Here is a 15,635-nt window from a genome sequence, read left to right on the forward strand (position 1 = left end):
AGGCACCCTGATGCCCGTAACCATCATTGCCGAGGCCGGTGTCAACCACAACGGCGACCTGGAAATGGCCAAAAAACTGGCCCTGACCGCCAAAGAGTGCGGCGCGGACATTGTAAAGTACCAGACCGCTGTGCCTGAACTGGTCGTGAGCAAATTCGCCGAGAAGGCTGAGTACCAGAAGCAGACCACCGATGCGGCCGAAAGCCAGCTGGAGATGATCCGCAAGCTGCACTTCTCCTTCGAGGGGCATAAGGAGCTGAAAGAATACTGCGATTCCATCGGCATCCAATACCTTTCTGCGCCGTTTGACATCCCCAGTGTGCAGTTTCTGGGCACTCTGGGCCTGCCGCTTATTAAAGTGCCCTCCGGAGAGATCACCAACCTGCCGTATCTCGAGGAAGTGGCCAAGCTGCACACCCCTGTGCTGCTTTCCACCGGCATGAGCAACTTGAATGAGATCACCGACGCCCTGGGCATCCTGGACGATGGCGGCTGCCCCGAGGTCACGGTGCTGCACTGCAACACCCAGTACCCCACCCCCTACGAGGACGCCAACCTCACCGCCATGATGGAATTGTTCGACCAGTTCGGCCTGCCGGTGGGCCTGTCCGACCACACCCCCGGCTGGGAGTGTGACGTCGCCGCTGCCGTGCTGGGCGCGCAGGTGATCGAAAAGCACTTCACGCTGGATAAATCCCTGCCCGGCCCTGACCAGAAAGCCAGCCTCGACCCTGCCGAGTTCAAGGCTATGGTGGACGCGGTGCGCCATGTGGAAGCCGCCCTGGGCGACGGTCACAAGCACCTGACCGAGAGCGAAGCCCCCAACAAAACGGTGGCCCGCAAAAGCATCGTGGCTGCCCGCGCCATCAAGGCAGGGGAGATCTTTACCACCGAGAACCTGACCACCAAGCGCCCCGGGGACGGCATTTCCCCCATGCGCTGGTACGAAGTGCTGGGCCAAGCCGCCAAGCGCGACTTTGCCGAGGATGAAAAAATCGAGCTGTAACGAGGTTTTATGCGCACGATTTGTGTAGTGACCGCCACGCGGGCGGAATACGGTCTGCTGCGCCCTGTGGTGCAAAAGCTGGCGGCGTCCAGCACGCTGCAATTGCAGCTGGTGGCCACCGGCGCGCACCTCTGCCCGCGTTTGGGCGAGACAGTGCGGGAGATCGAAGCCGACGGCGTACCCATCGCGGCCCGCCTGCCGATTTTTGTGGGCGATGAGAACGAGCCGGTGGCCGTGACCATTGCCCGCACCATTACCGTGTTTGACGCATACTTTTCCGCCCACCGTCCCGATGCCGTGCTGCTGCTGGGCGACCGGTTTGAAATTTTCGCGGCAGCCATCGCTGCGGCGACCCGGCATATCCCCATCGCCCACATTTCGGGCGGGGATGTGACCCTTGGCGCGGCGGATGAATACTACCGCCACTGCATCACCAAAATGGCAGCGGTGCATTTCCCGTCCTGCGCTGATAGCGCCGCCCGGTTGGTCCGTATGGGCGAAGCTCCCAAAACGGTGTTTTGCGTGGGCGGCCTGGGCGACGAGAACATCCGCACTCTGCCCAAAATGAGCCGGGAAGAATTGTGCAACTCCACAGGCTTCCCGCTGCAGCAGCCCTTTGCGCTGGTGACCTACCACCCCGAGACTTCTGCCGATGCCGGCTCGCCTGCCGCCCAGAGTGAAGCCCTTTGCGCCGCTATGGAAGCCGTGCCCGGCGTCTACTGGCTCATCACCGGCTCTAACGCCGACGCAGGCGGGCAGATCTGCACGGCCCGCATGCAGCGCTTTGCCGCCGAACACCCCGACCGCGCCGGGTTCATCCAAAGCCTGGGATTGCGGCGGTACCTTTCGGCCATGCAGTACGCCGCGCTGGTGGCGGGCAATTCCTCCTCCGGCGTGGTGGAAACGCCGACCTTTAAGGTGCCCACCGTCAATATCGGCCAGCGCCAGGCGGGGCGCGCTATCTGCGCCAACGTTTTGTGCTGTGATGCCGAGGAACCGGTCATTGAAGCTGCCCTGCGCCGCGCGTTAAGCCCGGAGTTTGCCGCCACCGCCGCCACGGCCCAAAGCCCCTACGGCGGCGGGGACACCAGCGGCAAGATCTGCACCGTGCTGCAAAACTTTGATTTCTCAAAGCCTAAAATGTTTTATGACGGCCCAGTGCCGGAATTTGACCCCCAAAGGAGCGTTTTGGTATGAAACTTCTGATCGTTGGTCTGGGCAGTATGGGCAAGCGCCGCGCACGCCTGTCCAAAGGCATTGACGCCGCCCTCCACATTGTGGGCGTGGATACCGCCGAGGCCCGCCGTGCCGAGGCCTGCACCCTGGGCCTGGCGGATGCCGCCTATCCCACCATTGCCGAGGCCGTGGCCGCCGAGCACCCGGACGCCGCTCTGGTTTGCACCGCGCCGCTCTCCCACGCTGCGGTCATCGGCGAACTGCTGGATAACGACCTGCCTGTTTTTACCGAGCTGAACCTGGTAGGGGACGGCTACGCCGAGAACATGGCCAAGGCGGCCGCCAAAAACCTGCCGCTGTTCCTCTCCTCCACCATGCTGTACCGCCGCGAAACGCAGTACATCAAACAGCAGGTGCAGGCTTTTGGCAAGCCGGTGCATTATATCTACCACATCGGTCAGTATCTGCCGGATTGGCACCCCTGGGAAAACTACAAAAACTTCTTTGTGGGCAATGCCCGTACCGGCGGTGTGCGAGAGATATTCGGCATCGACCTGCCCTGGCTGTTGGATGCCTTCGGGGATGTCGAGTATGTCACTGTGCAGAAGGATACCATCAGCGACCTGGGCCTGCCGTACCCAGATTGCGTGACCCTGCTGCTGCGCCACAAGGGCGGCGTGCAGGGTGTGCTGGCGGCGGATGTGGTCAGCCGCAAGGCTGTGCGCAGCTTTGAGTGCTTCGGCGACGGCATCCACCTTTTCTGGGAGGGGAACCCCAAGGCCCTGTACGAGTTCAAAGACGGCGACAAGCAGCCTGTGAACACCTACGCCAGCTTTGAGCATGACAGCCGCTACAGCGACAACATCGTCGAGAACGCCTATGTGGACGAACTGACGAACTTTTTTGGCGTGCTGAAGGGCACTGAGACGCCACGCTGGAGCTTTACCAAGGATTTGGCGGCCATCCAGTTGATGGACAAAATCGAGGAGGCCTGATCCATGCGCACCATCACCGCGCTGTTTGTGGGGTTGGGTTCCATCGGAACCCGCCACTTAAAAAACCTGCATAACCTTTGCACCGACCGCGGATGGACCTTGCAGGCCGACGCCCTGCGCAGTGACCTGCACCGCCCCCTGCGGGACGGCGTGGCTGAGCTGCTGCACGCCCAGTACACCGATTTGGCCGCCGCGCCTGCCCGGTATGATATGGTGTTTATCACCAACCCCACCAGTTTGCATGTCGAGGCATTGCAGCAGGTGAAGGGCCGCGGTGAAGCACTTTTTATCGAAAAGCCGATTTTTTCTGCCGAGCAGACCGGCCTGAACCTGGCCGACTGCCTGCCGGAAAACCAGAAAGCCTACGTGGCCGCGCCCATGCGCTGGTGCGGTGTGATGCTGGCCCTCAAAGATCTGCTGCCCACGCTGCACCCCTACTGCGCCCGGGTCATCTGCTCCAGCTACCTGCCGGATTGGCGGCCGGGTGTCGACTACCGCACGGTCTACAGCGCCCACAAGGCGCTGGGCGGCGGCGTCACCATCGACCTCATCCACGAGTGGGATTACCTTGTGGACCTGTTCGGCGTGCCGCAGCAGCTGTACAATTTTAAGGGCACCTACTCGGATCTGGAGATCGACTCCGACGATCTGTCGGTCTATATCGCCAAGTATCCCACCTTGCTGGCCGAGGTGCATCTTGACTATTTCGGCCGCGGCTATCGGCGCAGCATCGAACTTTTCTGCCGCGACGGCAGCTATCTGGCCGACTTTGGCGCCGGTACGCTGACCCTGCCCGACGGCACCGTGCAGCATTATGAAGAGGACGTCAACCGCCGCTACGAGCGGGAGATCGAATATTTTACTGACTACGCCCTGGGCGACGAACAGCAAAGCTGCAACCCGCCCGCGCTGGCGCTGGATGTCCTGAAACTGACTTTGGGGGAACACTGATATGAAACGTCTGCTTATCACCATCTGCGGCCGTGCAGGCAGCAAAGGCTTTAAAAACAAAAATCTCAAAAATTTCTGCGGTAAACCGCTGGTTTATTACTCTTTGAGCGCCGCCGAACTGTTTATCAAAAACCACACCGAACTGGAAGTGGACATTGCCCTGAACACCGACAGCGAGGACCTGGCCAAGCTGGTGGCTGCCGAATACCCCGAGGTCATCTACCTGCCCCGCGGGGCTGAGCTGGGCGGCGACCGTGTGCCCAAGGTGGAGGTCTACAAGGACAGCTTTGCCCGTATGGAGGCCCGCACCGGCAAGCCCTACGACGCTATGATCGACCTGGACATCACCAGCCCCCTGCGCACTGAGCAGGACATCGAGAACGCCTTTGCCAAAGCGCAGGAGCGCGAGGATCTGCAGATCATCTTCAGCGTCTGCGAAGCCCGCCGCAACCCCTGGTTCAACATGTTCAAAATTGTGGGCGACCACGCCGAGATGGTCATCGAGAGCCAGTTCACCGGCCGCCAGCAGGCCCCTGAGGTCTACGATGTCAACGCCTCCATCTACGTCATCCGCCGCGCCTTTCTGGTGGACAACCCGGACCCCATCCTGTGGCACTCCAAGTTCGGCGTCAGCGTTATGATGGACACCGGCATCATTGATATTGACTCGGAGCATGACTACCTGCTGATGGAAGCCATCGCCAAGCACCTGTACGCCCATTACCCAGAATTTAACGCTGTACGGGAGAATATCCGTGGAGAATGACCTGCTGGAACGGGCGGCTGACCTGGTGATGGACGCCGGGCAGACCCTGCTGGAAAACGGCGGCGAGGTCTTTCGCGTCCAGCAGACGATGGAAATCATGGCCCACAGCCTGGGTGTGCGGGACTTTCATGTCTACGTGCTGACAAACGGCATCTTCGCGTCAGCATCCATGGGCAGCGCCCACAACGTCAGTCTCATCCGCCATGTGCCGTCAGTGTCCATCCACCTGGGCCGGGTCGAAGCCATCAACGAGCTTTCCCGTGAGCTGGCCGCCGGTCGGCTGGGGGTCGAGGAAGCCGAAGCCCGCCTGCAGCAGGCACGGTCTGTGCCCCGCACTTCGCCGGCGGGCGAGCGGCTGGCCTGCATCGTCGGCGCGGCGGGATTCGCCTACCTTTTTGGCGGTACACCGTTGGACGCCGCCGTAGCTACCGTGGCGGGCCTGCTGGAAATTTTGATCTGCCAGTGGTTCGGCCAGCATAAGATCAACCGCATCTTTACCGATATTGTGGCGGCCTTTGCCTGCACGGTGTGGTCGGTCGGGGTGCAGGCGGCACTGCCCGCCGTCAGTGCCAATGCGGCGATCATCGGTGCGCTGATGGTGCTGACCCCCGGCGTCGCTCTGACCATGGGCGTGCGCGACATCCTGAACGGCGACTACCTCTCTGGTTCCATTCGCCTGCTGGATGCGGTGCTGATTGCGGGCAGCATTGCCTGCGGCGTGGTACTGGGCTGGCTGGTCATGCACGGATTGGGGGTGGCCGTATGAGTACGCCCCTCTGGACCAACTACCTTACACAGTTTGTGGTGGCGGTGGTGGCCACCATCAGCTTTGGCATCACCTTCCACGTGCCCAAGCGGCACTATCTGGCGGGCGGCTTGACCGGCGCGGTGGGCTGGATGGCCTACATCCTCTGCTACGACCTGCTGGGCGTTAGCGCGCCCGTTGCGGTGCTCATCGCCACGCTGCCGCTGACGCTCTGCGCACGGTTCTTCTCGGTCTACCACAAGGCCCCGGTCACGGTATTTCTGCTGCCGGGCATCTTCCCGCTGGTGCCGGGGGCGGGCATCTATTACACCGCCTATTACTTCCTGCGGGATGACCGCACGCTGTTTTTGAACAAAGGTGTGGAAACCTTAAAAATCGCCCTGGCTTTGGCCCTGGGCATTGCGCTGGTGTGCAGTTTGCCGCTGCCCGGCCGCGAACATAAAAAATAAAAGCATCCGCTTATCGTGCGTTTTGTCACGCGGTAAGCGGATGTTTTTTGCTTATAAATCGTTAAAAATCAGTAAATGGAGAAATACCCCACATGTTCGGGGTGGTTTTCCTCCACCAGCACGGTAAAGCCGCCGGGGTTCACCTCGGCGTACTTGCCAAAGGCCAGCTCGGCGATCAGGTGAGGGCCGCGGTTCAGGATGATCTCGGCGGTCTGGGTCTTGCCGATGCGGCGGTAGTGCAGCACATCGGTGTCCGCCCGCACGATCTCCAGCCGCCCGCCGTCGAAGGCGTCGCAGTCTTTGCGCAGGTGGGCCAGCGTTTTCAGCGGGCCGCGCAGCCGCTGCTCGGTGCTGTTCCAATCAAAGAACGCACGGTTGAACGGGTCGCAGTAGCCCTGCATGGCGATCTCGTCGCCGTAGTAGATGCAGGGCACACCGGGCAGTGTAAAGATCATGGCGTAGCCCAGCAGCAGTTTGCGCATGGCATCGTCCATTTTCTGGGCAGGGATGCACCGTCCGCTCTGCCAGTAGCGGTCACGGCCGTTGGCGGGTTCACCCGCAATGGCGGTGATGGCGCGCTCGGTATCGTGGGTGGATAGGAAATTCATCGCGCAGTTCAGCGCCGGGGCAGGGTAGTTCTCGCAGATGCTCAAAATCTGCTCGGCCACCGCGTGCACGTCGCCGCCGGTGACATAGCTTAGCGCCGCATTGCGGAAGGGGTAGTTCATCACGGCGTCCAGCCCCTTGCCGCGCAGGTAGGTGCGCCGCCGGCCGAATGCCTCCTTTGTGGTGGCATCCTCCCACACTTCACCAATCAGCAGCTTGTCCTCACCGTGGGCCTTGACGGCCTGGCGGATGCGCTCAATAAAGGCGTCGGGCAGTTCGTCGGCCACATCCAGCCGGAAGCCCGAAGCCCCCAGCCCCAGCCAGGTATCGATGACGCCGCCCTTGCCGCAGACAAAATCGATGTAGGAGGGCGAGTCCTCCTGCACCTCGGGCAGCGTCTCAAAGCCCCACCAGCAGCGGTAGCCGCTGGGATAGCCGGAGTCGAAGTCGTACCAGCTGCGATAGGGTGAATTGCGATCGCGATAAGCACCGCCCGGGCCATAGCGGCCCTCCCGGTTGAAGTAGACCGAGTCCGACCCCGTGTGGCTGAACACACCGTCCAGAATGATGCGGATGCCTTCTTTGGCAGCGGCAGCGCACAGGGCGGCAAACTCCTCGTTCGTGCCAAGCAGCGGGTCGGCTTTCAGGTAGTTGGCGGTGTTGTAGCGGTGGTTGGCGTGGGCCTCAAAGATGGGGTTCAGGTAAATGCAGCTGACGCCTAAATCGCACAGGTACGGCAGCTTTTGCTGGATGCCCGCAAAGTCGCCGCCGTAATAGTCCATGTTCAGGTAGCCTTCCTGCTGCTCGGTGGGCCAAAAGTAGGGCTCGCCGGTCTTGTCCTCGCGGTAGATGCGGTCGGCAAAAGGCATCGGCTTGCCGGGCTTGCCCTCGCAAAAGCGGTCGGGGAAGATCTGGTACATCGTGCCGTTCTTGATCCAGTCCGGTGTCTTGAAATCCGGCTCGTAAACGGTCAGCTGCCAGTCGGTGCCATCGGTCCAGCTCAGCACGCCCTCGCCGCCGGCATCGCGGTAGATGCGGCGGAAATCGGTGTACAGGTCAAAGTGGTAAAAGTACAGACCCGGCGTGGTGGGGGCGATGGTAAAGGTAAAGTGGTTCTGCTGGGGTGTCTGGCCCGCGAACTCCATGCGGTAATGCACGGGAGCCTCGCGGTCCTTGGTCAGCACCAGGTGGGGGTCCACATAGCCCAGGGATTCCGGGACCGTCAGGCGAAAAGTGACCTCTTGCCCGGCAGGCACCGCGCCAAAAGGCGTTTTGCAGGCGGTATCCAGGCTGTTGTAATAGGTGTGAGACATAGTTGTCCTCGCTTTGGATAATAAAAAACCGTACCCCTCACGGGGCACGGCAAAAATCAAAAGATATGATTATTTGACGGGAGCAGCACCCCAGATGTCGCGCGCATAATCCATGATGGAACGGTCGGCGCTGAAGATACCGGCGTTGGCAATGTTCTTCAGGCTCATGTGATTCCACTTCTGCTTGTCGCGGTACAGCTGCTGCAGGTCGTGCTGGGCACGGCGGTAATCCTTGAAGTCCGCCATGACCATGTACGGGTCAGCATTGCGCAGGTTGCTGGTGACCTCGCTGAAGTTTTCGCCGTTCCAGCCCTTCTCCAGGAAGTCCAGCACGGCCATCGCGGTGTTGTCGCCGTTGATAAAGGCGCCGGGATGGTAGCCCATGCCCTTCAGTGCGTTGACCTCGGGGGTCAGCATACCAAAGATGATCTCGTTCTCGTGGCCAGCGGCATCGGCGATCTCCACATTGGCGCCGTCCAGGGTGCCCAGGGTGATGGCACCGTTCAGCATGAACTTCATGTTGCCGGTACCGGAAGCCTCGGTGCCAGCCAGAGAGATCTGCTCGGAAACTTCGGAGGCGGGCATCAGGCGCTCAGACAGGCTGACGCAGTAGTCCTCCAGATAGACGATGCGCAGCTTGCCGCGCACAGCGGGATCTTCGTCGATCAGCTTGCCCAGCTTGCAGATCATGCGGATCATCTGCTTGGCCATGTAGTAGCCGGGGGCAGCCTTGGCACCGAAGATGTAGGTCTTGGGGGTGAACTCGGCGTTCGGGTTGTTCTTCAGGTACAGGTACTCGGCCGCAATGTTCAGGGCGTTCAGGTGCTGGCGCTTGTACTCGTGCATACGCTTGACCTGGCAGTCAAAGATAGAATCGGGGTCGATGACCTGGCCGGTAGACTTCTGCAGGTAGTTGGCGAAGATGACCTTGTTCTCGCGTTTGACCTTGGCGGCAGCCTCCTGCACGCTCTTGTCATCCACAAATTTCTCCAGCTTCTTCAGCTCAGAGGCATCGGTCTTGAAGCCGTCGCCGATGGTCTCTTCCAGCAGGTGGGTCAGGCCGGGGTTGGAGCAGAGCAGCCAGCGGCGGTAAGCGATGCCGTTGGTAACGTTTTTGAAGGCGTTGGGCTTGAACAGGTAGTAATCGTGGAAAACGCTGTCCTTGATGATCTCACTGTGCAGCTTGGAAACGCCGTTGATAGCGTGGCAGGTGTAAGCGCAGATGTTGGCGGTGCGCACCTGGTTGTCGCCGATGATGGCCATGTAGTCGATCTTGCCCTGGTCACCGGGGAATGCCTGGGCCAGCTCGGCGCGGCAGCGGCGGTCCATTTCGCAGACGATCTGCCAGATACGGGGCAGGGTGGAGCGGAAGATGTCGGCGTTCCACTTCTCGAGAGCCTCACTCATGACAGTGTGGTTGGTGTAAGCGAAGACCTTGCGGCAGATGTCGAAGGCGGCATCCCACTCATAGCTGCACTCATCCAGCAGGATGCGCATCATTTCGGGGATGGCCACGGTGGGATGGGTATCGTTCAGCTGGATGGAGACCTTGTCAGGCAGGTTGTCCAGCGTGCCGTACTGATTCAGGTGGTTCTGCAGGATGTCGGCGATGGACGCGGCAGAGAAGAAGTACTGCTGGCGCAGACGCAGGATCTTACCCTCGGTGTGGTTATCGTTGGGGTACAGGATCTTGGAGATCAGCTCGGCAGAAGCAGACTGGCTGATGGCGGTGTTGTAGTTGCCGGCGTTGAAGCTGCTCATATCAAAGCTGGGGGCCTTAGCCTGCCACAGACGCAGTTTGGAAACGCCGTTGCTGCCGTAACCGGCCACATACATATCGTTGGGCACGGCGATGACAGAGTTATAATTCTCGTACTTGACGTGGTGGAAGCCGCCCTCCCAGGTCTCGATAGCCTGGCCGTCAAAACGGATCTCCTGGGCCTGGTCGGGATGGCTCTTGATCCAGACCTGACCGCCGGGCAGCCAGTTGTCGGCAGTTTCCTGCTGCCAGCCGTCCACGATCTTCTGCTTGAAAATGCCGTACTCATACAGGATGGAGTAGCCGGTGCCGGGGATGCAGTCAGTAGCCATGCCGTCCAGATAGCAGGCGGCCAAGCGGCCCAGACCGCCGTTGCCCAGGCCGGCATCGGGTTCCTGATCGTAAATGGTATCGATCTTGATGTCGGCATCCGCCAGCACGCTCTCGGCCACTTCGTTCAGCCCCAGGTTGAACAGGCTGGAACGCAGGCTGCGGCCCATCAGGAATTCCATGCAGAGGTAGTAGACCTGCTTTTTGCCCTGGCCCAGCACTTTGGACTGGAACTGCTTCTGGCGGTCAGACATGATCTGGCGGGTGACAGAAGCCAGGCAGCGATAGATCTGGTCGGCGGAAGCAGTATCCAGGGTGACATTGCACTCGCTGGTCAACTTATCTTTCAGGAGCTTCTCAAACTCACGCTTTGTGTATTTCAAATCGTTCTCTCCTAACTTTCTTCAGGCGTTCTTTCCATCATTTTCCGCCGTATGTTTCAGGGATACGGCGTACTTTGCGGTTGCTTTAACACACCACTTTATTGATTATAGCTAAAAAGTATAAATTACGCAAGTCAAAATTGCCTGCTTGGCGGCTTTTTTTAGACTTTTATGAAAAAAGCCCTTTTGCTGCGCCCGGTTTTGTATTATAATAAAGCTAGCATAAAATTTCAGCCGCGGTTGGAGCAGGGCTGAATTTAGACACAATTTGGGAAGGAGTACAAATCATGGGCATGGCCACTTCAAAAGTGCGGCTGAACATCTGCGGGTCCAGCTACGTTGTCAATACAAGCGAGAGCGAGGACTACATGCAGAACCTTGCCGACCGCCTGAACCTGGATATGAATGAACTGATGGCTTCCTCAAACTCGGTTTCGATCACTACCGCCGCTGTGATGACGGCGCTGAACTACCGTGATGAGCTGGAAAAGGCCAGCGGCAGCGCTGACAACATGCGCCGTCAGATCAAGGATTACCTCGAGGATGCCGCCAGCGCCAAGATGGCAGCCGAGGAGACCCGCCGCGAGAATGCCTCGCTGAAGCGCCGCATTGATGAACTGGAGCGCCGCCTGCGCCGCGCCCAGACCCCCCTGGAGGATGCATGAGCAACAAGCTGGAGATCTTAGCCCCGGCAGGTAACCGTGAAATGCTTGGCGCCGCTGTTTTCAGCGGCGCTGATGCTGTTTATCTGGGCCTTACGGGATTCAACGCCCGCCGCACTGCGGGCAACTTTACCCCGGACGAGCTGAAAGAGGCTGTCAGTTTCTGCCACGCCCGCGGCGTAAAGGTACACGTTACCCTGAATACGCTGGTCTATGACCGCGAACTGCCCGGTCTGGCCGATGCCGTGCGCGCCGTGGCCGAAGCCGGGGCCGATGCCGTCATTTCGGATGACCTGGCTGCGGCCCGGATGGTAAAGACCATCGCCCCCACGCTGCACCTGCATGGCTCTACCCAGATGAGCATCCACACGCCCGAGGGTGCGCGGGAACTGGCCGCCTTGGGCTACGACCGCGTGATCTTGGCCCGCGAGCTCTCGCTGGAAGAGATCCGCGCTGTCTGCGCCGCCAGCCCTATTGAGGTAGAGGTGTTTGTCCACGGCGCCCTTTGCATGAGCGTATCCGGCCAGTGCATGATGAGCGCCTTTTTAGGCGGACGCAGCGGCAACCGCGGCGCCTGCGCAGGCCCCTGCCGCCTGCCCTTTGATGCCAGCGCGGGCCTGCGCCCCGGCCAGCCCGGCAAAGCCTGCCACCTGAGCCTGAAAGATATGGATTATATTCCCCACATCCGGGAACTGATGGACGCCGGTGTGGTCAGCGCCAAGATCGAGGGCCGTCTGCGCACGCCCGAATACGCTGCCGCCGCGGTGGCCGCCTGCCGTGCCGTGCGGGAGGGCCAGCCCTATGATGAAAAGCTGGTGCGGGACATCTTCTCCCGGTCCGGCTTCACCGACGGCTACCTGACCAACCATAACGACGGTAGGATGTTCGGCGTCCGCACCGAGGCTGACGCTGCGGCCACCCGCGCCGCCACGCCCAAAGCCCGCGAGCTGTTCCGCCGAGAACTGCAGCGGGTGCCGGTACAGTACACCGTCAGCGGAGGCGTCGAGGATGGCGGCATCAAGCTGACCGCCGCCGATGATGCGGGCAACAGGGTCAACGTTTACAGCGCTGACGAGCCGCAGCCCGCCCAGAAGGACCCGCTGCCCGGAATTGAGCGTGCGCTGAACAAGACCGGTGGCACCCCCTTTGCGGCCGCCGGTATCACGGTGGACGCAGGGGAGGGGAGCCTGGGCTTCCTGCCCGGCTCTGCCTGGAACGAGATGCGCCGCGAGGCGCTGGACAAGCTGCTGGAAAAGCGCAGTGTTGTACAGCCCCACGCTATCCATCCCTTTGAGATGCCCGTCTATCCAGCCCACAGCGTAGGTCACATCCCGGAGTTGGCGGCCCGCTTTGCCCGCACGGCCCAGTGCCCGGCGGACTCTGTAGAAAAGCTGCAGTGGCTGGTATTCCCCATCGCTGAAGCCGACAGCATCCCTGCCGAATGGCGCGGCAAGACCCTGCTGGAACTGCCCCGCGTCATGTTTGGCAAGCTGGAGGCAAAGACCGCCGCCTGTCTGGCCGCGTTGAAAGACGCCGGTTTTGCCGGGGCGGTGGTCAACAACCCCGCCCAGCTGCGCTATACCGACGGCTGGACCCTCTATGGCGGCCTGGGCCTGAACATCACCAACCCGATGAGCGCCGCCCGCTATACGTCCCTGGGCCTGCAAGGCATGCTTCTGCAGCCGGAAACGGCCCTGACCGCCATGCAGGCGGTGGCCCCCGGTGTACCTACTGCGGCCCTCTGCTACGGCCACCTTCCGCTGATGCTGACCCGCGCCTGCCCGCTGCGCAATGTGCATGACTGCGCTTCCTGCCGCGGCGGCGGCACCCTGCGGGACCGCAAGGGCCGTGACTTTACCGTGACCTGCTCGGCCCCCGGCGGGGCGGGCATCCGCACAGTATACAACCCGGTGCCGCTCTACATGGGCGACCGCCTGCGGGAGATGCCGGTGGATACGGCCGTTGCCGCCTTTACCACCGAGACCCCGCAGCGCACGGCCCAGATTTTGGCAGAGCTTTTTGCCGCCCAACCCTTTGACAGCGAGTTCACCCGTGGACTATACTATACCAATAACTGATGTTTAGGAGACGACCATGAATCCTACCGTAAAATATAAAAAGCTAGACCCCCGCGCCCAGGTGCCCGCCTACGCTACCCCCGGCGCGGCGGCGGCTGACCTGTGCGCTGTGCTGGATGAGCCGCTGACCCTGGCCCCCATGCAGCGCACGCTGGTGCCCACGGGCCTTGCCATTGAGCTGCCCGATGCCTCCTGCGTGGCGCTGGTGTACGCCCGCAGCGGCCTGTCCATCAAGCACGGCCTGTGCATGGCCAACGGCGTCGGCGTCATCGACAGTGACTACCGCGGCGAACTCCGTGTGCCGATGGTCAACCTGTCGGACACCGCCTACACCATCCAGCCCGGCGAGCGCGTGGCCCAGCTGTGCATCGCCCCCGTCTGGCAGGCCGGGTTTGCGGCGGCCGAGGAACTCTCCGATACTGACCGCGGCACCGGTGGCTTTGGTTCCACCGGCAAGTAAACCCGGCGGAACATAACCCGCAGACACCAACAAAAACGAAACTTCCAAAATTTTCCAGCCTCGGGCGGAACGAACAGACTTCGACACCCCGCCCCGGCTATAATCAAACACGAAAGGACACCCTGCTATGGCATTGATCCTGGCATCCGGCAGCCCGCGCCGCCGCGAACTGATGGCACTCATCACACCGGACTATACCGTCATCACCAGCGATGTGGACGAGGGTAAGATCGCCGCCGATACCCCGGCTCACCTGGCGCAGAGCCTGGCTTCGGCCAAGGCCCGCGCTGTGGCCAAACTGCACCCGGCGGATACCGTCCTCGGCTTTGATACCGTGGTGGACTGCGGCGGTGAGGTGTTCGGGAAACCCCAGGATGAAGCCGACGCCCTGCGCATGCTGCGGGCACTCTCCGGCCGCACCCACAAGGTACACACCGGCGTCTGCATCTGCAAGGGCGGCCGCGCGGCCGCTACCGTGGAGACGACGCTGGTGCATTTCTCGCCCATCGTCGAGGACGACCTGCGCGCCTACGTCCGCACGCCGGAGCCGTATGACAAGGCCGGGGCCTATGCCATCCAGGGGCATGCTGCCCTCTGGTGCGCGGGCATCGAGGGGTGCTATTACAACATTATGGGGCTGCCGGTCCACCGCGCGGCACAGCTTTTGCGCGAATTTGCGTAACATTTGCCAACAGCCCCGCCAAAGAAAGTGGGAGCTGCATGGGCAAATTCAAAGACACTCTGACTGCATTTTTCAGGAGAATACAGGCTATGTTTACCAAGGATATCGGCATTGATCTGGGTACCGCCAACACGCTGGTGTATATGAAAGGCCGCGGCATCATCATGCGGGAACCCAGCGTGGTGGCCGTGGACCCGCGCAGTGATGAATTGCGGGTCCGCAGCGTCGGGCACGAGGCAAAGGCCGTCATCGGCCGCGCACCGGGGTCCATCGTGGCAGTCCGACCGTTAAAGGACGGCGTCATCGCGGACTTTGATATTACCGCCGCCATGCTGCAAAGTTTCATCCGCCAGGCCTGCGGCAACAGTATTCTGGCCCACCCGCGGGTGGTCATCTGCGTGCCCTCCGGCGTTACCGAGGTCGAGCGCCGCGCTGTGCGCCAGGCTGCAGCCAAGGCGGGCGCACGCCAAGTCACGGTGATCGAGGAGCCTATGGCTGCCGCTATCGGTGCGGGCCTGCCCACCACCGATGCCATCGGCAGCATGATCGTGGACATCGGCGGCGGCACGGCCGAGGTGGCTGTCATCAGCCTGTCGGGCATCGTGTCCAGCCGCAGCGTCCGCTGTGCGGGCGACACGCTGGACCAGAGCATCATCGCCTTCATCAAGCGCAAGTACAACCTGCTGGTGGGCGAGCGCACCGCCGAGCAGATCAAGATCGAGATCGGCTCTGCCTGCCCCCAGGACCCCGAGACCAGCATGGAGATCAAGGGCCGCAACCTGGTGGATGGCCTGCCCAAGGATATCCTCATCCGGTCTGAGGAAGTGCGTGAGGCCATGAGCGAAAGCCTGCTGCGCATCGTGGACGCCATCAAGGATACGCTGGAGTGCACCCCGCCGGAACTTTCCAGCGACATCATCGACCGCGGCATTATGCTTTCGGGCGGTGGCGCGCTGCTGCGCGGGCTGGATACCCTCATCCAGAACGAGACCGGCATCGATGTGCACATCGCCGAAGCCCCGCTGGACTGCGTAGCCCTTGGTGCCGGGGCCGTCCTCGACAATCCCGACCTGGCTGGCAAACGCCGCGAGGAAATGAGCTATTTATAACGCGCCCCGTTGTAGAGGTGCGTGCAAAAGGCCCCCTCTGAGAGGGAGCCTTTTTTGTTTCTGCTTCGTCTTTTTTCGTCCCAAGACTTGACAGCAGCGCTTTACTATGTTAAAGTGTTCACAAATGATTCTGCCGGAAAGGAG

The 15,635-nt window shown here is 61.3% G+C and carries 14 protein-coding genes; 12 read left to right on the forward strand and 2 right to left on the reverse strand.

Annotated features, from left to right (window positions below):
- Positions 1-10: 10 nt before the first annotated feature.
- From neuB to OGM81_09315, 7 genes are read left to right on the forward strand one after another with little or no spacing between them, the layout of a single operon-like run.
- Positions 11-1,006: an N-acetylneuraminate synthase gene (gene neuB, locus OGM81_09285; protein UYJ42530.1), complete on the forward strand. Its 996-nt coding sequence runs from the start codon at positions 11-13 to the stop codon at positions 1,004-1,006.
- 9 nt (positions 1,007-1,015) lie between these two features.
- Entirely contained in the window at positions 1,016-2,203 is a 1,188-nt protein-coding gene (gene neuC / locus OGM81_09290) for a UDP-N-acetylglucosamine 2-epimerase (GenBank protein UYJ42531.1), read from the forward strand.
- Positions 2,200-3,177, forward strand: coding sequence for a Gfo/Idh/MocA family oxidoreductase (locus tag OGM81_09295; protein ID UYJ42532.1), 978 nt, complete (start codon positions 2,200-2,202; stop codon positions 3,175-3,177). Before neuC ends, OGM81_09295 begins: the two co-directional genes overlap by 4 nt.
- Positions 3,178-3,180: 3 nt before the next feature.
- Entirely contained in the window at positions 3,181-4,128 is a 948-nt protein-coding gene (locus OGM81_09300) for a Gfo/Idh/MocA family oxidoreductase (protein UYJ42533.1), read from the forward strand.
- A gap of 1 nt (position 4,129) precedes the next feature.
- The gene (locus OGM81_09305; protein ID UYJ42534.1) at positions 4,130-4,894 is read left to right on the forward strand and encodes an acylneuraminate cytidylyltransferase family protein; all 765 of its coding nucleotides are present in this window, start codon (positions 4,130-4,132) and stop codon (positions 4,892-4,894) included.
- On the forward strand, positions 4,884-5,660 hold the full coding sequence (locus tag OGM81_09310) for a threonine/serine exporter family protein (protein UYJ42535.1): 777 nt from the start codon (positions 4,884-4,886) through the stop codon (positions 5,658-5,660). Before OGM81_09305 ends, OGM81_09310 begins: the two co-directional genes overlap by 11 nt.
- Positions 5,657-6,109, forward strand: a complete 453-nt coding sequence (locus tag OGM81_09315; protein ID UYJ42536.1) for a threonine/serine exporter family protein — start codon at positions 5,657-5,659, stop codon at positions 6,107-6,109. Before OGM81_09310 ends, OGM81_09315 begins: the two co-directional genes overlap by 4 nt.
- A 68-nt stretch (positions 6,110-6,177) precedes the next feature.
- Here the strand turns inward: OGM81_09315 and OGM81_09320 are convergent, their stop codons facing one another.
- Positions 6,178-8,028 (reverse strand): glycoside hydrolase family 13 protein, encoded by a 1,851-nt coding sequence (locus OGM81_09320; GenBank protein UYJ42537.1) that lies wholly within the window; start codon positions 8,026-8,028, stop codon positions 6,178-6,180.
- 69 nt (positions 8,029-8,097) lie between these two features.
- Complete coding sequence (locus tag OGM81_09325) at positions 8,098-10,500, reverse strand: glycogen/starch/alpha-glucan phosphorylase (protein UYJ42538.1); 2,403 nt, start codon at positions 10,498-10,500, stop codon at positions 8,098-8,100.
- 287 nt (positions 10,501-10,787) lie between these two features.
- Between OGM81_09325 and OGM81_09330 the strand changes: the two genes are divergently transcribed.
- The 5 genes from OGM81_09330 to OGM81_09350 all read left to right on the forward strand — a co-directional run bounded on the left by OGM81_09330 (position 10,788) and on the right by OGM81_09350 (position 15,491).
- On the forward strand, positions 10,788-11,165 hold the full coding sequence (locus OGM81_09330) for a cell division protein ZapA (GenBank protein ID UYJ42539.1): 378 nt from the start codon (positions 10,788-10,790) through the stop codon (positions 11,163-11,165).
- Positions 11,162-13,240, forward strand: coding sequence for a U32 family peptidase (locus OGM81_09335; protein ID UYJ42540.1), 2,079 nt, complete (start codon positions 11,162-11,164; stop codon positions 13,238-13,240). The genes OGM81_09330 and OGM81_09335 overlap by 4 nt, the downstream gene beginning before the upstream one ends.
- Before the next feature lie 16 nt (positions 13,241-13,256).
- A complete protein-coding gene (gene dut / locus OGM81_09340; protein ID UYJ42541.1) occupies positions 13,257-13,700 on the forward strand; it encodes a dUTP diphosphatase in 444 nt (147 codons plus the stop codon).
- Between the two features lie 127 nt (positions 13,701-13,827).
- A complete protein-coding gene (locus tag OGM81_09345; protein UYJ42542.1) occupies positions 13,828-14,382 on the forward strand; it encodes a Maf family protein in 555 nt (184 codons plus the stop codon).
- An 89-nt stretch (positions 14,383-14,471) separates the two neighbouring features.
- On the forward strand, positions 14,472-15,491 hold the full coding sequence (locus OGM81_09350) for a rod shape-determining protein (GenBank protein UYJ42543.1): 1,020 nt from the start codon (positions 14,472-14,474) through the stop codon (positions 15,489-15,491).
- Positions 15,492-15,635: the final 144 nt, after the last annotated feature.

Source organism: Oscillospiraceae bacterium, from assembly GCA_025758045.1.
Classification (GTDB): Bacteria; Bacillota; Clostridia; order Oscillospirales; family Ruminococcaceae; genus Gemmiger.